This window comes from Nonlabens tegetincola, assembly GCF_002954355.1.
Lineage (GTDB): Bacteria > Bacteroidota > Bacteroidia > Flavobacteriales > Flavobacteriaceae > Nonlabens > Nonlabens tegetincola.
This window is the reverse complement of the sequence record NZ_MQVV01000017.1, coordinates 57,771-76,786: the sequence shown is the minus strand read 5'-3', so window position 1 is coordinate 76,786 and position 19,016 is coordinate 57,771. Positions and strand designations below refer to the sequence as shown.

20 protein-coding genes and 1 other RNA gene are annotated in these 19,016 nt (G+C 35.7%); 6 read left to right on the top strand and 15 right to left on the bottom strand.

Features of this window, described 5'->3' with window-relative positions:
- Window positions 1–442: 442 nt before the first annotated feature.
- Window positions 443–841, bottom strand: a transfer-messenger RNA (tmRNA) gene (ssrA, locus tag BST93_RS11920).
- A 140-nt stretch (window positions 842–981) separates the two neighbouring features.
- On the bottom strand, window positions 982–1,386 hold the full coding sequence (locus tag BST93_RS11915; protein WP_181072629.1) for a hypothetical protein: 405 nt from the start codon (window positions 1,384–1,386) through the stop codon (window positions 982–984).
- A gap of 141 nt (window positions 1,387–1,527) precedes the next feature.
- Here BST93_RS11915 and BST93_RS11910 point away from each other — a divergent pair, with 141 nt between their 5' ends.
- Window positions 1,528–2,751: an NAD(P)-dependent oxidoreductase gene (locus tag BST93_RS11910; RefSeq protein WP_105019340.1), complete on the top strand. Its 1,224-nt coding sequence runs from the start codon at window positions 1,528–1,530 to the stop codon at window positions 2,749–2,751.
- A gap of 74 nt (window positions 2,752–2,825) precedes the next feature.
- On the opposite strand, the gene BST93_RS11905 is transcribed toward BST93_RS11910, so the two are convergent.
- Genes BST93_RS11905 through BST93_RS11895 form a run of 3 tightly spaced genes read right to left on the bottom strand, consistent with a single transcriptional unit; the run spans window position 2,826 to window position 4,658 of the window.
- Window positions 2,826–3,596 carry a TPM domain-containing protein gene (locus tag BST93_RS11905; protein ID WP_105019339.1) on the bottom strand — a complete coding sequence of 257 codons (771 nt, stop codon included), beginning with the start codon at window positions 3,594–3,596 and terminating at the stop codon, window positions 2,826–2,828.
- Window positions 3,596–4,039 (bottom strand): TPM domain-containing protein, encoded by a 444-nt coding sequence (locus BST93_RS11900; RefSeq protein ID WP_060524488.1) that lies wholly within the window; start codon window positions 4,037–4,039, stop codon window positions 3,596–3,598. Before BST93_RS11900 ends, BST93_RS11905 begins: the two co-directional genes overlap by 1 nt.
- A 1-nt stretch (window position 4,040) precedes the next feature.
- On the bottom strand, window positions 4,041–4,658 hold the full coding sequence (locus tag BST93_RS11895; RefSeq protein ID WP_042277951.1) for a LemA family protein: 618 nt from the start codon (window positions 4,656–4,658) through the stop codon (window positions 4,041–4,043).
- 99 nt (window positions 4,659–4,757) lie between these two features.
- Between BST93_RS11895 and BST93_RS11890 the strand changes: the two genes are divergently transcribed.
- Together BST93_RS11890 and BST93_RS11885 are read left to right on the top strand one after the other, a co-directional pair.
- Window positions 4,758–5,426, top strand: coding sequence for a ZIP family metal transporter (locus BST93_RS11890; protein ID WP_240919399.1), 669 nt, complete (start codon window positions 4,758–4,760; stop codon window positions 5,424–5,426).
- Window positions 5,427–5,509: 83 nt separating this feature from the next.
- Window positions 5,510–5,992: a hypothetical protein gene (locus tag BST93_RS11885; RefSeq protein WP_105019338.1), complete on the top strand. Its 483-nt coding sequence runs from the start codon at window positions 5,510–5,512 to the stop codon at window positions 5,990–5,992.
- Between the two features lie 21 nt (window positions 5,993–6,013).
- Here the strand turns inward: BST93_RS11885 and prmC are convergent, their stop codons facing one another.
- Complete coding sequence (prmC, locus tag BST93_RS11880) at window positions 6,014–6,859, bottom strand: peptide chain release factor N(5)-glutamine methyltransferase (RefSeq protein ID WP_105019610.1); 846 nt, start codon at window positions 6,857–6,859, stop codon at window positions 6,014–6,016.
- A 7-nt stretch (window positions 6,860–6,866) separates the two neighbouring features.
- Window positions 6,867–7,391 (bottom strand): DUF8685 domain-containing protein, encoded by a 525-nt coding sequence (locus BST93_RS11875; protein WP_105019337.1) that lies wholly within the window; start codon window positions 7,389–7,391, stop codon window positions 6,867–6,869.
- Between the two features lie 54 nt (window positions 7,392–7,445).
- On the opposite strand from BST93_RS11875, the gene BST93_RS11870 reads away from it, so the two are divergent.
- Window positions 7,446–8,153 (top strand): DUF868 domain-containing protein, encoded by a 708-nt coding sequence (locus tag BST93_RS11870; RefSeq protein WP_105019336.1) that lies wholly within the window; start codon window positions 7,446–7,448, stop codon window positions 8,151–8,153.
- Here the strand turns inward: BST93_RS11870 and BST93_RS11865 are convergent.
- Window positions 8,137–8,598 carry a DoxX family membrane protein gene (locus BST93_RS11865; RefSeq protein ID WP_105019335.1) on the bottom strand — a complete coding sequence of 154 codons (462 nt, stop codon included), beginning with the start codon at window positions 8,596–8,598 and terminating at the stop codon, window positions 8,137–8,139. The two genes, BST93_RS11870 and BST93_RS11865, sit on opposite strands and share 17 nt — an antisense overlap.
- 248 nt (window positions 8,599–8,846) lie before the next feature.
- Between BST93_RS11865 and uvrA the strand changes: the two genes are divergently transcribed.
- On the top strand, window positions 8,847–11,675 hold the full coding sequence (gene uvrA, locus BST93_RS11860; RefSeq protein WP_105019334.1) for an excinuclease ABC subunit UvrA: 2,829 nt from the start codon (window positions 8,847–8,849) through the stop codon (window positions 11,673–11,675).
- A gap of 116 nt (window positions 11,676–11,791) precedes the next feature.
- Window positions 11,792–12,424: an SDR family oxidoreductase gene (locus BST93_RS11855; RefSeq protein WP_105019333.1), complete on the top strand. Its 633-nt coding sequence runs from the start codon at window positions 11,792–11,794 to the stop codon at window positions 12,422–12,424.
- A gap of 56 nt (window positions 12,425–12,480) precedes the next feature.
- Here the strand turns inward: BST93_RS11855 and BST93_RS11850 are convergent, their stop codons facing one another.
- The 7 genes from BST93_RS11850 to BST93_RS11820 all read right to left on the bottom strand — a co-directional run bounded on the left by BST93_RS11850 (window position 12,481) and on the right by BST93_RS11820 (window position 19,014).
- On the bottom strand, window positions 12,481–13,833 hold the full coding sequence (locus tag BST93_RS11850; protein WP_105019332.1) for a M28 family peptidase: 1,353 nt from the start codon (window positions 13,831–13,833) through the stop codon (window positions 12,481–12,483).
- A gap of 78 nt (window positions 13,834–13,911) precedes the next feature.
- On the bottom strand, window positions 13,912–15,555 hold the full coding sequence (gene groL, locus BST93_RS11845; protein WP_042277968.1) for a chaperonin GroEL: 1,644 nt from the start codon (window positions 15,553–15,555) through the stop codon (window positions 13,912–13,914).
- A gap of 69 nt (window positions 15,556–15,624) precedes the next feature.
- Window positions 15,625–15,900: a co-chaperone GroES gene (locus BST93_RS11840; RefSeq protein WP_105019331.1), complete on the bottom strand. Its 276-nt coding sequence runs from the start codon at window positions 15,898–15,900 to the stop codon at window positions 15,625–15,627.
- 136 nt (window positions 15,901–16,036) lie between these two features.
- On the bottom strand, window positions 16,037–16,384 hold the full coding sequence (secG, locus tag BST93_RS11835; protein ID WP_060524504.1) for a preprotein translocase subunit SecG: 348 nt from the start codon (window positions 16,382–16,384) through the stop codon (window positions 16,037–16,039).
- On the bottom strand, window positions 16,384–17,223 hold the full coding sequence (locus BST93_RS11830; protein WP_105019330.1) for a DUF8458 domain-containing protein: 840 nt from the start codon (window positions 17,221–17,223) through the stop codon (window positions 16,384–16,386). The genes secG and BST93_RS11830 overlap by 1 nt, the downstream gene beginning before the upstream one ends.
- Window positions 17,217–17,723: an LPS assembly lipoprotein LptE gene (gene lptE, locus BST93_RS11825; RefSeq protein WP_105019329.1), complete on the bottom strand. Its 507-nt coding sequence runs from the start codon at window positions 17,721–17,723 to the stop codon at window positions 17,217–17,219. The genes BST93_RS11830 and lptE overlap by 7 nt, the downstream gene beginning before the upstream one ends.
- Window positions 17,713–19,014: a sigma 54-interacting transcriptional regulator gene (locus tag BST93_RS11820; protein WP_105019328.1), complete on the bottom strand. Its 1,302-nt coding sequence runs from the start codon at window positions 19,012–19,014 to the stop codon at window positions 17,713–17,715. Before BST93_RS11820 ends, lptE begins: the two co-directional genes overlap by 11 nt.
- Between the last annotated feature and the right edge of the window lie 2 nt (window positions 19,015–19,016).

The window sequence follows — 19,016 nt, the reverse complement described above, 5'->3', positions numbered from 1 at the left end:
TTCACTTTCTAAATCAATTGAGAAGGCTTTAAATAAAAGAAATATTTATTTCAGTGATCAGACAGATATGATAATAGAAATAGATACTATTAAAATTTACGAAGAATCAGAACTCGTTATCGTAAGTGCTCTAGATTCCAATGAACCAGTTTGATTAATGTTGACTATAGTTAATTCTTAAGGTAACACATCCAAATGATTTTTTGGGGCAGGCTTTCGTTTAGACTTTAGTCAATCTCCTTATGATTATTCTAGGAGTAATAATGGGTCAAATATTCCATTTAGTTGTTCTTCAATCGAAGCATTAGCTAATGGTAATGCAATTTTTATCTTCAAATGGAATATATTATTTGATGAGATCTTAATATTAGTGATTGAGTTTGCTAGCTGAATTAATTCAAAACAAAAAAACCACGACCGCTGTCGTGGTTTATCGTTTTTTTTGTGGAGTCGGGCGGATTCGAACCGCCGTCCAAACAAGTGAATCAATCGCTTTCTACATGTTTAGTTTCTAATTCATTTCAGTCCTAGAGCCGGTCAGAAACTACCAAAACTAGGCTTGGCTTCAATTAAATTTCTCTACCGCATCAAAGCACTGCTGTAGATAGGTTTACTTTTACGAAGTCCCATAACCAACCGCCGCAAACCAAGGCTGTTGAGAGACTTCCTGCTTGTCTACCTAGTAGACCGAGGCGTAATCTTACTATGATTCAGATTATGCAGCTAGGGCGTAGTTATTCTCGCCGTTTAAAAAAGATGAAAAATGAGATTTACGAGCTGTTTCCCAGCGCTCGACATGCTTACCATTAATCCAGTCTCGCTGTCAAAACCAGTCGACCCCAGATTGTTTTCAAAAAACAAAACCTAAAATTAATTTAGGAGCGCAAATATATCATTTACACTCATTAATTAGCCTAAAAACTATGCCAAAAAAAAGCCCTGTCTGGATGACAGGGCTTTTGCTTTCTAGGGAGAAGAAAGCTATTCCACAAGTATCGTGTTATCTGTACTTGTAGGATTTAAAGGACAAAAATACACATACTCTCCAGCTTCTAGTTTTGTAGGGTTAGACTGTTGGATTTCTCCTGTTTTAACAGCTTGCGTTACATAGGCAGTTTGAATGTGATTTTTAGGGTTACTTATGTCGGCACCTTTTTTTACTAGTACAAATCCAACCTCATGACCAACATTCTTGTTTGATACATCAAAGATGTACGTACCCGGTTTAAGAGTAATTTGTTTTTGAACAAACTCTCCTTTGATTTGATCTAGTTGAACGTGAGCTACTTCCTGGGTCATCTCATCGGAATGCTTTTTCATTTTATCTTGTGCTTGCACACCATAAAAGCCTAAAAATGCGATAAGTACTACTACTAAATTTTTCATGTTTTTTGTTTTATAAATTTATAAGACAAAGATCCAGATAGACCTTCCTGTATAATTGGAACATATTTCCGTCTTTATGGTGTTTATTTCCCATTTTAAATTGATTGCGATTAATTATCTTGCTACTTTATAATCTACCTTATGAAATTTGCCATTATTAGAGAAAGAAAAAATCCGCCAGATCGCCGCGTAGTTTTTTCTCCACAACAATTACATGTTCTTGATCACGCTTTCGCGAAAGCGGAATTCCTAGTAGAATCATCACCAATAAGAATTTTTGACGATGCAGCCTATACTCGTGAGGGAATTACCGTAACCGATGATGTTACCGATGCCGATGTAATGATAGGAGTAAAGGAAGTACCCGTTGAAAGTTTAATACCTGGAAAAAAATACTTTTTCTTTTCTCACACGATAAAAAAGCAGCCCTATAACCGAAAGTTATTGCAAGCCATTCTAGATAAAAAAATAGAACTGTATGACCATGAAACCATAGTCGCAAAAAACGGCGGTAGATTAATAGGTTTTGGAAGATATGCTGGTATAGTAGGTGCATACAATGGCTTTAGAGCATTAGGTTTAAGAGACGGAAGTTTTGAATTGCCCAAAGTAGAATCACTTCCTGATTACAAGGCTCTTAAAAAAGAACTAGCACGCATAAAATGCAATCTACCACCTATACATATTGTAATGACAGGAAGTGGTAAAGTGGCAGGTGGAATTAGAGAAATCCTAGAGGAGCTTAAAATTCATGAAGTAAAACCCAAGGAATATTTGCAATTGGGTCAATTCAAAAGTGTGCAAACCTTGTTTACCCAACTGGATGTGACGGATTATTACATGCGCAAAGATGGATATAAACCTACTAGAACCGAGTGTTATAACAATCCTGAATTATTGAAAAGCGATTTTATGAAGTATGCTAGGGTAACCGACATGCTTATTACAGGTCATTTTTATGGAAATGGTGCTCCTTACTTTTTTACAAGAGAAGATATGAGAAATGAAGATTTTAATATCAACCTTGTAGCCGATGTTAGTTGCGATATTGATGGTCCTATTGCTTGTACAATTAGACCTAGCACAATTGCACAACCTATTTATGGTTATAACCCACAAACTGAAAAGGAAGTAGATTATAAGAAAGAGGGCGCTATAACTGTAATGGCGGTAGATAATCTACCTTGTGAATTACCCAAGGATGCAAGTGAAGGTTTTGGTGAAATGTTCTCTAAGTATGTGATTCCTGCTTTTTTTAATGAGGATAAAGATGGTGTATTGCAACGTGCAAAAATTACTACCAGCGATGGTCAATTGACAGAGCGCTTTGCCTACTTACAAGATTATGTAGACGGTAAAGAGTAGTAACTTGTGTGACTTTAGAATATAAATAAGCCGTTCCTATCAAATAGGAACGGCTTTATATTTTAAGTTACTAATTACCAGCCACCAGAGGCACCACCACCACCGAAGCTTCCACCGCCAAATCCACCACCGAATCCGCCGCCAAAACCACCGGAAGATCCACCACCAAAACTACCACCAGAATATGAGCCACGTCCCATATTACTTAAGATAATGACATCTAATAAGGAAGTGCCGCCACCACGATTATTGCCATTATTTCCTTTGCGGCTGCTTAGTATAATAATGAATAATATAAAAGCTAGTACAATAAAGAATGACCATGGAAAAGGCGAGTTGTTTAAATCTCTATCTTCTACAAATTCACCATTTAAATATTTAAAAATGGCATCGGTGGCTTGATCCAGTCCTTGATAATAATTACCTCTTTTGAAGTTGGGTACTATAATTCGATTAATAATACGTTCACTTTCTAGGTCTGTCATGCGGTATTCAATGCCGCGTCCTGTATTAATATCAATTTTACGATCGCCATAAGCCATCAGGATAAAAATCCCATTGCCTTTGTCTTTTTGTCCTACCTGCCATTTTTCACCCCAGCGAGCTCCTAGTAAAGAAATGTCTTCTCCATTTGTGCTCTCTACAATTGCAATTACAATTTGCGTGCTTGTTGTATCGGCATAGTTGATCAATTTGCGGTCTAGCGCTGTGAACTCCTGCTTGTTGAGTATTTTATAATAATCGTAAACAGCTCGTTGTTCTTTTACTACTGGTTTTTCTGGGATATTAAATTGCGCCTGTAGAAGAACAGGAAATAATACCAAAAAGCAAAGTATCCTCTTCATCAAATCGTTCCTTTTGATATTTCATCACTCAACTCATTAGTATCATCCACATCCCATGGAAAATACTGTGCTAGTTCCTTACCTATAAGCTCTATACCTTTTATGATTCCTGTTGAGAATTCGCTTTCGCGAAAGCGTGATGCCATCACATCCTTTATTTGATCCCAAAAGTTGCTGGGTACTTTATTATCGATACCCTTATCGCCGATGATGGAGAACTTGTGAGAATCTACAGCAAGATAAATAAGTACGCCATTTTCTTCTTTGGTGTTATCCATTTTGAGTAAATGAAATACTTCTTGAGCCCTGGATATAGCATTTTCACAGGTACTCTCAAGATGTACTCTTATTTCTCCACTGGTTTTATTTTCTGCTCGTCTTATCGCAGCAATAATCTCTTTCTCTTCTTGTGCGGTAAGAAATTCCTCAACGTGGTTGTCCATATTATTCGCCAAATAAGCCTTCTACATCAGGAGCATTTTCTGCACCTTCATCTGCTTGATAATAAGGAGAAGCATCAAAATTAAAGATACCGGCAAGCAGGTTTCCTGGGAAACGTTTGATGCGAGCGTTGTATTGTTTTACAGCACCGTTATAGTTATTGCGTTCCACATTGATGCGATTTTCTGTACGTTCTAATTCGTTTATAAGTTCTTTAAACTGCTCGTTTGATTTAAGATCTGGATAATTTTCATAGGTTGCTAATAATCTACCTAAACCTGAACTTACTTGACTTTGTACCTTGGAGAACGCTTGAATTTGTTCACTAGATAAGTTGTCGGCATCTACTTTTATTGAAGTGGCCGCTGCACGAGCTTCAATCACACCGATCAATGTTTCTTGTTCAAATTCGGCATATTTTTTTGCAGTAGCTACGATATTTGGAATTAGGTCATTCCTACGTTGATAACTACTTTCAACATTTGCCCACGCGCCAGAAACGCCTTCGCTTAAATTAATAGTACCATTGTACCAACTGCCTGCCCAAATTGCCATAACGACAACTAAGCCTACAAGACTAATTAAACCTATGCCCAAACAGCCTAAAGATCCTTTTTTCATATTGATTGAATAAATATTAAAGTAAAGTTACGATAACTGTTTTAAGTGCTCAAATGTTTGAGAAGTTAGTTAATTTTGCAAGCTTATTCTAAATAATAGATGATACCAATTTTTCTCCCATTTATAGCTGTAGTATTGGGGTTTTTTGCTGCTATGGCATTAAAAAACATCAATTCTAATAGTATTAAACTGGTACTTGCATTTTCAGGAGCTTTTTTATTGAGCACTACGGTGCATGAATTCTTACCAGAGGTGTTTGAAGATGGAAGTCGCTATGGTGTATACATTGTAATAGGAGTTTTTATTCAAATTATTCTAGAATTTTTTTCAAAAGGAGCCGAGCATGGTCACTTACACATAAATAAAGAAGTTCCTAGTTTTCCTACCGCATTGTTTGTGAGTTTATGTATACATGCTTTCTTAGAAGGTATTCCTTTGAATGCTAGTCAAAGTATGGTGTATGGAATTGCTGTACACAAGATTCCTATTGCTTTTATTTTTTCGAGCTTTTTATTACAACAAGGATATGGCGTATTTAAATCAGCATTGCTAGTATTTATTTTTGCCTTAATGTCACCGCTAGGAACGCTTCTTAATGAATATATCTTATTTGACGATGAATTAGTCACTATCATTAAGGCCATAGTCGCAGGTATTGTTTTACATGTTTCTACTACCTTAATTCTTGAAGCAAGTGAAGCTCATAAATTTAATCTTGCAAAAATGTTGGTAATGATTGTAGGAGCCGCAATGGGATTGTTGTTATAATCAATAGAACTGAAAACTGTATTTTTATTGTCACATCACTCGCGAACAGTGTTGTTCTACTGTAACGAAAACCATTTTGAGTCATGAGATTATTGAAATTCTTATTTGTTGTATCCCTGCTTTGGAGTTGTTATTCGTGTTATAGTTATCGCGTGTTTCCTACTCATTATGAAGAATACGGGAAGGAAATTACAACTATTGACGCTTTTGTATTGGGCGACTCATTGAAGCAGGAGCTAAAAATAATAAAGGCCTCAGGACTTTTTAATGTAGTGTCAGATAGTACTGAAGCTAATGTGGTTCTAAAATTGTATCCACTTAAGAGAACTCCAGTATGCGGTCAACCCTTGACTTTATCCATGATTACCTTAGGCCAAGTGCCTGTATATATGCCAGATTATTATCAATTTAAGTTTGATGAAATAAGGAACAATGAGGTTACTGAAAAGGAATTTACCCTACAAATCACTCAGCGAGTATGGTTTTGGGACATGTTTGTTTTCAATAAAAAATTTGATGAAAAGGCTGGTTTATTATTGAAAAAAGAATACTACCAGAGTCAATAGGGACTACTATTGAAATTGAATTTATTTTTTCCAGCATATCATCATACGCCAATTCCCATTATAATCTTTGATCATCTTTGAATCAAACCCTAGTGAACTAGCTAGTTCATTCATTTCATTTGAAAGATATTGATTAATTTCAAAATAAACGCGACCTTTTTCTGTAAGTCCATGAAGGGCAAGTTCTAAGATTTTTCTATAGAAAAGTAACGGATTTTCATTTTCCACAAACAATGCAAGATGAGGTTCATGTAATAATACATTATTATGGATTTCCTGTTTCTCAACATTCCGCACATAGGGTGGATTACTTACGATGACATCAAATTTGTCAGGTAAATCCGTAGTGGTTAAAATAGATTGTTCTATAAAATGTACCTGAGCTTTTAAGTTGGTGGCATTTTCTTTTGCGATTGATAATGCTTCCTTAGAAACATCCAATAAGGTGACATCACTTGAGATCAGTTCTTTTTTAAGACTTATACCTATACAACCCGTTCCAGTGCCTATATCTATAATTTTTAAAGAAGACTCGTTATTTACATCACTCACGATGAGCTGTACGAGCTCTTCAGTTTCTGGTCTTGGAATTAAAGTGTTTTCAGTTACCTTAAACTGCCTGCCATAGAAATGTGCTACACCAGTAATATATTGAACAGGAATATCTTGCTTTAGCTTTTCAAGCGCTGTAATTAAAGTGCCTTCTTGATTTTTGGTCAATGGCTCTTGTGATTTTAGTAAAATATCAGATCGAGAAAAATCTAATAAATCCTCACAACATATTTTAAAAATGGAATCAATTTCAAAGTCAGGATAATTATTTGACAATGCAATTCTAAATTCGTTTTTTACCTCTTGTAGGTTCATGGTATCCTTATTTACCAGTTCCTTTAAATTGCTGGTCTTTACTAGCAAACAATACATTGAATGTAGTAAGACTACCGTAAATACGAGTAATATATTGCTGTAGGTCTATTTTAAGTTGATCCTCTAATTCTTTTGAACTATTAATCTTTTGTTCCATAACACGCAGTCTATCTCTTAACATCACAATTTTGTGCCAGAATTTGTCAATAGGAATTTCCTTAGATTGTAGATCAGTATCTTTAGGTTCTAGGATAAGTTTACCACCTTTAAATTTATCGGCTAGCGGTACAATTTGACTGGTATCGCTGTAACGTTCAAGAATATATCTTAGTGATTTTTCAACTTCATAAAAACTAACTGTATCAACATCATCTTCACAGGCTTCGATGACATCAAAATTATCATCTATATCAATAGTTTCAATTCCAGACTTTTGAAAGCTTACCCAATAATGTTTTGAAGTAACATTGGTTACCACACCAAAACCTAATTCATCATGTTCAATTCTAGAGCCTATTCCTAATAATTTCATAAGTAAAAGATATACGTTTAATTTTGCCTGTAAATTGCGCAAAAAATAAGTACTATGAAAAAAATATTGAAGTTTTTATTGAAAGGTTTTATAGGTGTTGTTGCATTATTACTTATTGTTTTTATAGTATTGAAACTTACGTTTAATGAACAGGTGCCAGAAGGAACCACAGGAAAACCTGCCGATGAATTGGCCATGAAAATGCTGGATGCAATTAATCACAAAGAATTTACTCAAGCTAGTGAATTACATTGGACCTTTAGAGGAGTTAATAGATATCGATGGAAGTTACAGCAAAACCTAGTTGATGTTTATTGGGATGATTATAGGGTTGCGTATCAAACCAGGTATCCGCAAAGTAGCTTTGCATTTAAAAACGAAGTAAAACTAGAAGGAAAGGAAAGAGAAGAAGCTATAGCCTATGCTGAAAAAAACTTTAATAACGATAGCTTTTGGATGGTAGCGCCTCATAAACTATTTGATGCTGGTGTAAAGCGCTCTGTCGTACAAGTTGATGATAAAGAACAATTATTAGTACAATATACTAGTGGAGGATCAACGCCAGGCGATGCTTATCTCTGGGAATTGGATGAAAATTACCAACCAGTAGCATTTAAAATGTGGGTAAGTATTATACCTCTAGATGGAATAAGAGCTACATGGCAAGACTGGGAAATGACAGATGGTGGTTTTCCGCTTTCGCGAAAGCGTAGTCTCTACGGTATTGAAATACCTATAACTCAGGTTAAAGTTGTTCCTTAATCCTTAATAATTCATTCATTTCTTTTTCGGCGATTTGGATGTTTCTATAATCGGCCGATATTCGATTGTATTTAACAGTGAACAGCAACAACGTTTTAACCGCGAGAGAATAAAGAAGAACAATGCCAGCGTCATAATCTTCAAAAAGGAAGAATGTAATTATAAAAATAATTCCTGTCGCAATCGCGCCTATTAAACTACTACGAGTATAAAGTCCCATGGTAATCATAAGGGCAATAAAAAACTCAATCATAGGAACAATCGGGATAAATAATTGCAGCACGGTACTCATAGAGTCTTCACCTAAATATGCTTCTGTGTCTTTAAGATACTGGTTGAAATGAATAATATGATCTAGGGCATGAAAAAGAAGATACAGTCCTAAACCAATACGTAAAATGGTATACAAATAAACTGGAAAATCATTTTTACCGTGGTAGGTCATAGGGGAATTTTTGATAAAATTAAAAGTAAAATTTACTTTAGTTTTAAAACTATATTTTTTTAGATAAAGCCTATTATTATTAGGATGAACGCCTACAGTTAATCGAGCGATTTGTGATAAATGTCAAGTTTTTTCACTTATGTTTACTAGATGTAATAAGAATAGAGGCAAAGACTTAACAAGATTTAAACTTAGTTTGAAATAAATTTTAGAGCGGTTTAGGTAACTTCGCGAGATTGACTAAAATTATGGGATATTCAGACGAGATTATTGAAGTAAAAGGAGCTCGAGTTCACAATTTAAAAAACATTGATGTTAACATTCCTAGAGAAAAACTAGTAGTTATTACAGGATTATCAGGTTCTGGAAAATCTTCCCTTGCATTTGACACCATCTATGCCGAAGGTCAAAGACGTTATATTGAAACATTCAGTGCCTATGCCAGGCAATTTTTAGGAGGATTAGAACGACCAGATGTGGATAAAATTGATGGTCTATCACCAGTCATAGCCATCGAACAAAAGACGACTTCAAAAAGCCCACGAAGTACAGTAGGAACGATTACCGAAATTTACGATTTCTTACGCTTGCTCTATGCTAGGGCGAGTGATGCTTATTCCTATAACACCGGTAAAAAAATGGTTAGTTATAGCGATGAACAAATCAGGGATTTAATTATTAAGGATTATAAGGACAAACGTATCAACATCCTCGCACCAGTTGTGCGAGCTCGAAAAGGTCACTACAGGGAATTATTTGAACAAATTGCAAAACAAGGATTTGTAAAGGTGCGCACCGATGGTGAAATCGTGGACATAACCAAAGGAATGAAACTAGATCGTTACAAAACTCATGATATTGAAATTGTAATAGACCGCATTCAAGTAGATGATACAGAACAGGATATTAAACGACTAGATGAGGCTATACGCACAGCTATGTACCATGGAAACGACATTACTATGGTAGTGGCTCATGGAGATAAGGAAGGACGTTTTTTTTCTAGATCTCTCATGTGTCCAGAAACTGGTATCTCATATCCAGAGCCAGAACCCAATAACTTCTCTTTTAATTCGCCTAAGGGAGCTTGTCCTACCTGTAACGGTATAGGAACCCTGTATAAGGTTAATGAAGAAAAAATTATTCCCAATCCTAGTCTAAGTATTTCAAAAGGTGGACTAGCTCCTTATCCAGACAATAAGAAGAATTGGATATTTAAACAACTTGAACTTATTGCTAAAAAGTTTGACTTTAAACTTACTGATCCTATTGAGAAACTACCCAAGGAGGCTGTACAAATGATCCTGTATGGCGGCAATGAAAGTCTTGAAGTAAATTCAAAAACACTTGGAGTTTCTCGTAAATACAAGATTGATTTTGAAGGTCTTGCTAATTTTATAGAAGCAACTTATAACAATAACGATAGTGCTGGTTTACAACGATGGGCCAAAGGTTTTATGGATAAAGTAACCTGTCCTACCTGTGAAGGAACACGTTTAAGAAAAGAGTCGCTTTACTTTAGAGTAAATGAAAAATCCATTGCCGATCTGGCAAACATGGATATCGCATTACTAGTAGATTGGTTTGATGATTTAGAGAGTTCGCTTTCGCGAAAGCAAAAACAAATAGCCACTGAATTACTTAAAGAAATTAAAGAAAGATTACAATTTTTACTCGACGTTGGGCTAGACTATTTAAGCTTAAACAGGAGCGCAAAAACATTATCAGGAGGCGAGGCACAACGCATACGACTAGCGACGCAAATAGGTTCACAATTAGTAGGTGTTTTATACATTCTAGACGAGCCTAGTATAGGTTTACATCAGCGAGATAATGAAAAATTAATCAATTCCTTAGAATCACTACGAGATACTGGTAACAGCGTGATAGTCGTGGAGCATGATAAAGATATGATTGAACGTGCCGATCATGTAATAGACATAGGTCCTAGAGCTGGAAAATACGGTGGATCAATAATTAGTCAAGGCAGTCCAAAAGATATTCTTAAACACGATACACTTACTGCACAATATTTAAGCGGTACCAAAGAAATTGAAATACCCAAAACGCGTCGTAAAGGAACTGGTGAAAAATTGGTATTGAAAGGTTGTACAGGTAATAACCTTAAAAATATTTCAGTTGACTTTCCATTAGGCAAAATGATCGTAGTGACGGGAGTTTCTGGAAGTGGAAAATCTACTTTGATTAATGAAACTTTGTATCCGATTTTAAACGCACATTTTTTCAATGGTGTTAAAGTGCCAATGCCTTATAAAAGTATCAAAGGACTTGAACACATTGATAAGGTCATAGATATCAATCAAAGTCCAATTGGTAGAACGCCGCGATCTAATCCAGCTACTTATACTAAAACCTTTGATGAAATAAGATCGCTATTTGCCAAGACTCCAGAAGCGCAAATAAGAGGTTACAAACCAGGTCGTTTTAGTTTTAATGTTGCTGGTGGACGATGTGAGACCTGTAAAGGTGGTGGATTACGAGTAATAGAAATGAACTTTTTACCAGATGTTTATGTGAACTGTGAGACCTGCAACGGAAAACGATTTAACAGAGAAACTCTTGAAATACGCTATAAAGGAAAATCTATAAGCGATGTACTTGAGATGACAATAAATGAGGCAACAGATTTCTTTGAATCTATTCCAAAAATATATCGTAAGTTAAAAACAATTAAAGATGTTGGGTTAGGTTATATAACATTGGGACAACAATCTACGACATTATCTGGTGGTGAGGCACAACGAATAAAACTGGCTACCGAATTATCAAAAAGAGACACCGGTAATACCTTTTACATTTTAGATGAACCTACTACAGGATTACATTTTGAGGATATAAGAGTACTCATGGATGTGCTGAATAAGTTGGTGGATAAAGGAAATACAGTACTTATTATTGAACATAATATGGATGTCATTAAAATCGCAGATCACCTTATAGATATAGGTCCAGAAGGTGGTCGTGGTGGTGGAGAAGTAGTTGCAAAGGGTACTCCTGAACAAGTATCAAAACACAAAACCAGCCATACAGCTAGATTCTTAAAAAAGGAGTTATAACTCTTTTAAGAGATCCTTTTGTTAATTTATGACTAACTTCTTAGCTAGATTATAAACTCTAGTTAAGTAGTCTTAAAAGCCCTTGTTTAAAGGGCTTTTGTGGTTAATTTCATGACATGGAAAGAATATTAGTAGCAGGTGCAACAGGTACCACAGGAAAACAAGTTATTGAATTATTAAAAAACGATCAATATTTTGAACCAGTAGCAATGGTGCGCAAGCCTGAACAGGTAGATCAGTTTAAAACTAACGGGATTGAAACTGTTTTGGGTGATTTAACTAATGATTTAAGTCATACTACAAACAACATAGATAAGGTGATTTTTGCAGCAGGATCAAAAGGAAAGAATGTTGAAGAAGTTGATAAAAATGGCGCGATTAAATTAATTGACGAAAGTCAAAATGCAACGGTCAAGAAATTTGTGATGCTAAGTTCTATGGGAGCAGACAACCCAGAGCAGGCTTCAGATTTACAAGAGTATCTAAAAGCTAAACAAGCCGCAGATAATTATTTAAAAAATTCAAATTTAAATTACTCAATAGTGAGACCAGGCTCATTAACCGATGATAATTCTAACAATAAAATAGAATTGCAATCCAAGTTAAATAAGCATGGAGAAATACCAAGAGCTGATGTAGCAAAGGTCTTAGTAAAAGCATTACACGATGATGTAGCAAATAAAGAAACTTTTGAAATAATTAAAGGGGAAACATTAATCGCAGATGCGTTAGAACCAGTACAACAATAATATCTCGATAATTGATTTAAACACCCTGAAAATGCAATCATTTTCAGGGTGTTTTTTTATATCTGAATCTTTAACATATGCCTTTGTCCTTCAACGAAATATTGTAGAATATAAATCCCTGCCGAATAATTTTTTAGGTTAATATTCTCTTGAGCCTTTTCTGTAATCCATTCTTGAGCAAATTGACCATTTACATGATACAATCGCAATTGGATTTCAGCTTTTGTGGAGTTGGTTACTAATAAATCTTTGGTTGCTTGGTTATAGCTTACTTGAATGGGCGTTTTTAAACTATTCTGTGATAACGTTGTGAAATTAATGCAGTCACTTTCTTCCGTACAGCCTGACTTCGTAATACTAACTTTATAAATACCATCTGTGGTAGGAGTATAGGAGTGACTGGTAGCACCCGAAATTGATAAATTTGTGGAACAATCAATCCACCTATAAGTTGCTGTAGGATCATTAGTAACAGTAAGTGATGAACCTGTGTTTTGAATACTTGAGTCTATGTAATTAAGTCCTGCTTTTGTGGCCATATAAGCGGTACATAGTTTTATAATGTCGGTGCAGTAAGACAAATCTAGATTATTAAATCTATCTCTAGTGGTATGGTATTGATTGTTTTGATCGTTCATAGACCATGCTTCACCGATTAGTAAGGCAGTATAATTTTCATCCCAAAATACCTTGTGATCGCTCAAAGGTGTTCCTGGATTAATGACATTGGCGTTTAAATTCCAATTTGTTCCATATTGATTTAACATTTGTATGATATCATCTTTCATAGCTAGGCTGTTAGCGACATCTCTCACGTCAATATCAAAATCATTATCACCATCACCATCGTATCCTATCATATCTAGATTGAGTACTGCTTTTATATTATCATTTCTGGCTCTTGCTGCTTGTGCATAATTACGTGCTCCTATTAAACCTTGTTCCTCCTCATCCCAAAATGCATATACAATCGTGTTATCCGCGCACTGCTGGCTTAATAATTCTGCGATTTCTAAAACAGCGATAGTTCCAGTAGCATTATCGTCTACACAGTAGTTAGTAACTGTATCATAATGAGCGCATATTATGTAAATGTCGTTGGGATTAGTAAGACCAGTTTGCGTTGCTATGATGTTAGTTCCTCTAGTGCTGTAATTTATAGTAGTAACATTCAGGTTGGGCAAGGCATTCAATCTTTCAACAAGATAGTCTTTTGCAATATCGTTTTGATTGCTCTCGCGATTAATTATGATTTGCGCATTACCATTTACCGTTGTAGGTACTTCACCTGCAAATTCTTGAAGTCGGGTAGTAATTCTATTGGTATCAACTTGATCAATGATGTGTTGAACATTTTGTGATAAGGAAATCCCAGAGCTTATTAAGAATAAGAGAAATAAAATACGCATATCACAAAGATAAGTTAGCCAAAACAAAAAAAGCCATCTCTAGAAGAGATGGCTTTGTGTAATAAAATGGAGAAATGATTACATCATTCCGCCCATTCCTCCTGGCATTCCACCTGGCATTCCAGCGCCACCAGCAGGTGCATCTTCTTTAATTTCTACTAGAGCACATTCTGTTGTAAGAATCATACCACTAACCGATGCAGCATTTTCAAGAGCTACACGCGTTACTTTCTTAGGGTCAATGATACCAGCTTTAAGCATATCAACATATTGATCATTTTTAGCATCATAACCTTGAGCTCCTTTAGATTCAAGAATCTTAGAAACTACAACGCTACCTTCACCACCGGCATTTTCAACGATAGTTCTTAATGGAGCCTCTATAGCTCTAGCTACTATTGAAATACCAGTTTCTTCATCTGTATTAGCGCCTTTAAGCTTAGATAGAACTGATTTAGCTCTTACTAGGGCAACACCACCACCAGCAACAATACCTTCTTCAACAGCTGCTCTTGTTGCATGTAATGCATCATCAACGCGATCTTTCTTCTCCTTCATTTCAACCTCACTTGCAGCACCTACATAAAGTACAGCAACACCACCAGCAAGTTTAGCTAGACGTTCTTGAAGTTTTTCTTTATCATAGTCAGAAGTCGTGTTCTCGATTTGAGATTTAATTTGACCTACACGTGCTTTAATAGCTTCATTATCACCGTTACCATTAACGATTGTAGTGTTATCTTTATCAATATCCACTTTTTCTGCTGTTCCTAGCATGTCAATGGTAGCATTCTCAAGAGTAAATCCTCTTTCCTCGCTAATCACGGTTCCACCTGTTAAGATAGCGATGTCCTCTAGCATAGCTTTACGACGATCACCAAAACCTGGTGCTTTAACTGCAGCTATTTTAAGAGCTCCTCTTAGCTTGTTTACAACTAGCGTAGCAAGAGCTTCTCCATCAACATCTTCTGCAATGATAAGTAAAGGTTTTCCAGTTTGAGCTACGGGCTCTAATACTGGCATTAAATCCTTCATGGTAGAAATCTTCTTGTCAAAAAGAAGGATGTAAGGATTCTCTAATTCAGTTGTCATTTTTTCTGAATTAGTTACAAAGTATGGAGATAAGTAACCACGATCAAACTGCATACCTTCAACTACGTCTACATAAGTATCGGTTCCTTTTGCCTCTTCTACTGTGATTACACCTTCTTTTCCTACTTTGCCAAATGCAGTAGCGATTAATTCACCTACAACATCATCATTATTAGCACTGATCGAGGCAACTTGTTTTATTTTATCACCACTATCATCAACTTTCTCTGATTGTTTATCTAGATCTTTAGTAATTGCTTCTACTGCTTTGTCGATACCGCGTTTAAGATCCATAGGATTTGCACCAGCAGCCACATTTTTAAGGCCTTCTTTTACGATAGCTTGTGCAAGTACGGTTGCAGTAGTAGTACCATCACCAGCTAGATCGTTGGTTTTTGATGCAACCTCTTTAACCATTTGAGCACCCATGTTTTCCAGCTCATTTTCTAGCTCGATTTCTTTAGCTACACTTACACCATCTTTAGTTACGACTGGCGCTCCAAATGATTTTCCTATTACTACGTTACGACCCTTTGGTCCTAATGTTACTTTAACAGCATTAGCAAGTGCATCTACACCACGCTTAATACCATCTCTAGCTTCTAAATCAAATTTTATGTCTTTTGCCATGATTGTTTTTTTTTGAATTTACGCTTTCGCGAAAGCGTACTTAATTAAAAATTAAATTGAAAGGTTAGATTAAACGATTGCAAGGATGTCGTCCTCTCTCATCATAAGGTAATCAGTACCTTCTAATTTTAGTTCGGTACCGCTATACTTACCGTAAAGAACTGTATCACCTACTTTTACAGTCATCTCGTGATCTTTCTTACCATTTCCTACAGCTACTACTTTACCTTGTTGAGGTTTTTCCTTTGCTGTGTCTGGAATGTACAGACCACTTGCTGTTTTCTGTTCAGCCTCTATAGGCTCAATTAAAACTCTGTCTGATAAAGGTTGAATATTTAATCCCATTTTTAAAATGAATTTTTAGTTGTTTTTATGTCTGCCTATATTCTAATAATGTGCCATTTTTTGGTTACTGACAAAATGCCGTAAATAAAAAAATCCAGCTCGTGGAGCTGGATTTTTTGTCAGTTAAAAGAACTGATTATTCGTTCGTGTCAGTTTCTTGTGTTGTTGCATCACCAGAATCTGATGGTAAAGCAGGAGTTTCTACTTGAGCATCAGGATCGGCAACTTTAATAGTTGACGTACTAGAGCCTTGAAGTTTTGCAGTACTAGCTAATAAAATAAGTACTAGAAGTAACGTTGATAAAACCCAAGTACTGCGGTCTAGGAAATTTCCTGTTTTTTGTACACCACCTAACTGCTGTGTTCCACCGCCGCCAAAGCTTTGTGAAAGTCCACCACCTTTAGGATTTTGAACCATAATTACTACGATAAGTAAAAAGGCAACTAAAATGATAAGACCTGCAAAAATGTAATATGTTGTCATTATGGATTACTTTGTAAATTCTTTATTTCTTGAATTTGGTCTGCAAAGAAACTACTTTTTTCTGGATACTGCAATTTTAAAATTTCATATGCTTTAATTGCTTTCTTATAGTTTTTTTGCGCAAGATAAACTTTGGCTAGAGTTTCAGTCATGAATTGCTCTGGCGCCATATTATGATCTGCCAGATTTTGAATTTTAGTTTCACTGGCTACTGGTTTAATTTTCTTAGGTTTAGTTTTAAGAAACTTATCAATAATATCCATGGAACGTTGATGAGACTCCTCAATGCTATAGCTATTTTCACTTGAAGTGTCTTGGATATCATCAGTTTCTTGAGCAACTGATTTCTCATCACTTCTTTTAATGGGCGAGAGCGATGTGAGCTTGAGCCATTCACTAAAGCTGTAAGCATCACTTTGTTCAAAATTCAGTGTTTGATCAGTATCCTTTTTAACAAATAAGTCATCATCTGTTACATAGGTAAAATCGCTGTTTTCATTAAAATCTTCTTGAACAACGTTAAACTCTTCTACTTCAATATCTAGCGAATTAAGCTGCTCTTGTTGTCTTTTGATCTCAGTACTTATTCTATTTTGAATAAAACTTTTGGAAGTAATATAATCAAAAAGAACAGCGCGGTCCGAGGTATGCGCGGCCGTTTTTTGAAGTTCCTGATTGTATGAAGGGCTATTTTCTAATTTTAAACCTTTAAGAAATACAGATCTTAAACTTTGAAAGTATGGATACTTTTCTAGTGTAGTTTGAATGTCTCCTAAATCGTTTAATGAAAGCTCGTCAGGAGTGGCAATCAAAGTATGTAAACGATCCTTGGTTACCATGAAGTAAGTGTTTCATTGACGATATCTTGTGTGATCTGTGTGAATATCACATCGAGAGCTTCATCTAAAGCACTACCATTTAGTAAAACATTTGCAGGGTAGTCATAGAAGAAGCTAAATTTTTTCTCAAAGCTTTGCTCTTCATCCTTAGTGTTAGTAAATCTTACATTTACTTCTATAGTTAGCCTATTTTGACTCGCAGTATTGTTTGCGGTTGCAGTCATAGGAGCGATGTAGTACCTGGTGATTTCACCTTGGTAAATGTAATCACCACCGCTGTTGACAATACTTAACCTTGTTTGATCCTGAATTAAATCTTGTAAATTAAGCGTGAAAGTACGCTCGATACCAGGTTCAATAGGGTCCAGGTTGCCAAAAAAATCTACCTGAAAAGTGTTGACATTATTAGGAATAGAAGTTTGTTTGAACCCATATTTAATACCGCAGCTGGTAACCAAGATAAGGGTTACTACTAAAAAGGTTATTTTCTTAAAGGTCATACTGCTTAATTTTTCGATATAAGGTGCGTTCTGAAATTCCTAAATCTTCTGCGGCTGCTTTGCGTTTTCCCTTGTGACGTTCAAGAGATTTTTTAATTAATTCAATTTCCTTTTCCTCTAGGCTTAAAGATTCTTCTTCTTCAATTTCTTGAGCAAAATCATACCTGTCTGATACAGATGAAGCCATGGAAGATTGAGGTTGATATTCTATAGGTAATTTATCCTCATGAAAAGAATCTTCATTGGTTATTTCATAGGCATTATCAATAACTTCTTCATAGTCTGTACTAGAATCATTATTGTTGCCATAAATACGTTGAATTAAACCAGAATTCTCTTCTGACACATCTTTCATGTTACCGCTAGCCATCAAATCGTGAGTGAGCTTTTTAAGATCATTCAAATCATTTTTCATATCAAACAGCACTTTGTAAAGTATTTCACGCTCGTTTGCAAAATCACTGTCGGCTTTTTTGTTTTCTCCTACCACGGCAGGTAAATGAGTGCCAATGTCTGGTAGATAATTACGTAAGGTAGCTACATTGATATTACGTTCCTGTTCAAGAACGCTTATTTGCTCGGCAATGTTGCGTAATTGTCTGATATTTCCACTCCATCTGTAATTGGTTAATAAGCGTACTGCGTCCTCATCTAATCTGATAGTTGGCATTTTGTACTTGGTAGCAAAATCACTAGCAAATTTTCTAAATAACAAATGAATATCACCTTTACGCTCGCGTAATGGCGGTAAGTGAATTTCTACTGTACTTAATCGATAATACAGATCTTCTCTAAACTTCCCTTTCTCAATAGCTTCAAACATTTTGACGTTTGTGGCTGCTACAATTCTAACATCAGTCTTTTGAACTTTTGAGGATCCTACTTTTAGAAACTCACCATTTTCTAGAACTCGCAACAATCTTACTTGTGTAGGTAGTGGTAATTCACCTACTTCATCTAAGAATATGGTTCCGCCATCGGCGACTTCAAAATAACCAGATCTTGTTTGTGTAGCTCCAGTAAAAGCGCCTTTTTCATGCCCAAAAAGTTCAGAGTCTATGGTTCCTTCTGGGATTGCACCACAGTTTACGGCTATATATTTGGCGTGTTTTCTAAAGGATTGAGAATGTATAATTCTAGGAATACTTTCTTTACCAACACCGCTTTCTCCCGTTACTAATACTGAAATATCAGTAGGAGCAACTTGCAGGGATTTTTGAATAGCACGATTAAAACTAGGGTCGTTACCAATTAACTCAAATCTTTGTTTTATAGCTTGTATCCCTTCCATAA

Coding starts and splice junctions, on each gene's coding strand:
- BST93_RS11915 (WP_181072629.1), bottom strand. CDS start 1,386: ATGAAAAATTTAGTAGTAGTACTTATCGCATTTTTAGGCTTTTATGGT.
- BST93_RS11910 (WP_105019340.1), top strand. CDS start 1,528: ATGAAATTTGCCATTATTAGAGAAAGAAAAAATCCGCCAGATCGCCGC.
- BST93_RS11905 (WP_105019339.1), bottom strand. CDS start 3,596: ATGAAGAGGATACTTTGCTTTTTGGTATTATTTCCTGTTCTTCTACAG.
- BST93_RS11900 (WP_060524488.1), bottom strand. CDS start 4,039: ATGGACAACCACGTTGAGGAATTTCTTACCGCACAAGAAGAGAAAGAG.
- BST93_RS11895 (WP_042277951.1), bottom strand. CDS start 4,658: ATGAAAAAAGGATCTTTAGGCTGTTTGGGCATAGGTTTAATTAGTCTT.
- BST93_RS11890 (WP_240919399.1), top strand. CDS start 4,758: ATGATACCAATTTTTCTCCCATTTATAGCTGTAGTATTGGGGTTTTTT.
- BST93_RS11885 (WP_105019338.1), top strand. CDS start 5,510: ATGAGATTATTGAAATTCTTATTTGTTGTATCCCTGCTTTGGAGTTGT.
- prmC (WP_105019610.1), bottom strand. CDS start 6,859: ATGAACCTACAAGAGGTAAAAAACGAATTTAGAATTGCATTGTCAAAT.
- BST93_RS11875 (WP_105019337.1), bottom strand. CDS start 7,391: ATGAAATTATTAGGAATAGGCTCTAGAATTGAACATGATGAATTAGGT.
- BST93_RS11870 (WP_105019336.1), top strand. CDS start 7,446: ATGAAAAAAATATTGAAGTTTTTATTGAAAGGTTTTATAGGTGTTGTT.
- BST93_RS11865 (WP_105019335.1), bottom strand. CDS start 8,598: ATGACCTACCACGGTAAAAATGATTTTCCAGTTTATTTGTATACCATT.
- uvrA (WP_105019334.1), top strand. CDS start 8,847: ATGGGATATTCAGACGAGATTATTGAAGTAAAAGGAGCTCGAGTTCAC.
- BST93_RS11855 (WP_105019333.1), top strand. CDS start 11,792: ATGGAAAGAATATTAGTAGCAGGTGCAACAGGTACCACAGGAAAACAA.
- BST93_RS11850 (WP_105019332.1), bottom strand. CDS start 13,833: ATGCGTATTTTATTTCTCTTATTCTTAATAAGCTCTGGGATTTCCTTA.
- groL (WP_042277968.1), bottom strand. CDS start 15,555: ATGGCAAAAGACATAAAATTTGATTTAGAAGCTAGAGATGGTATTAAG.
- BST93_RS11840 (WP_105019331.1), bottom strand. CDS start 15,900: ATGGGATTAAATATTCAACCTTTATCAGACAGAGTTTTAATTGAGCCT.
- secG (WP_060524504.1), bottom strand. CDS start 16,384: ATGACAACATATTACATTTTTGCAGGTCTTATCATTTTAGTTGCCTTT.
- BST93_RS11830 (WP_105019330.1), bottom strand. CDS start 17,223: ATGGTAACCAAGGATCGTTTACATACTTTGATTGCCACTCCTGACGAG.
- lptE (WP_105019329.1), bottom strand. CDS start 17,723: ATGACCTTTAAGAAAATAACCTTTTTAGTAGTAACCCTTATCTTGGTT.
- BST93_RS11820 (WP_105019328.1), bottom strand. CDS start 19,014: ATGGAAGGGATACAAGCTATAAAACAAAGATTTGAGTTAATTGGTAAC.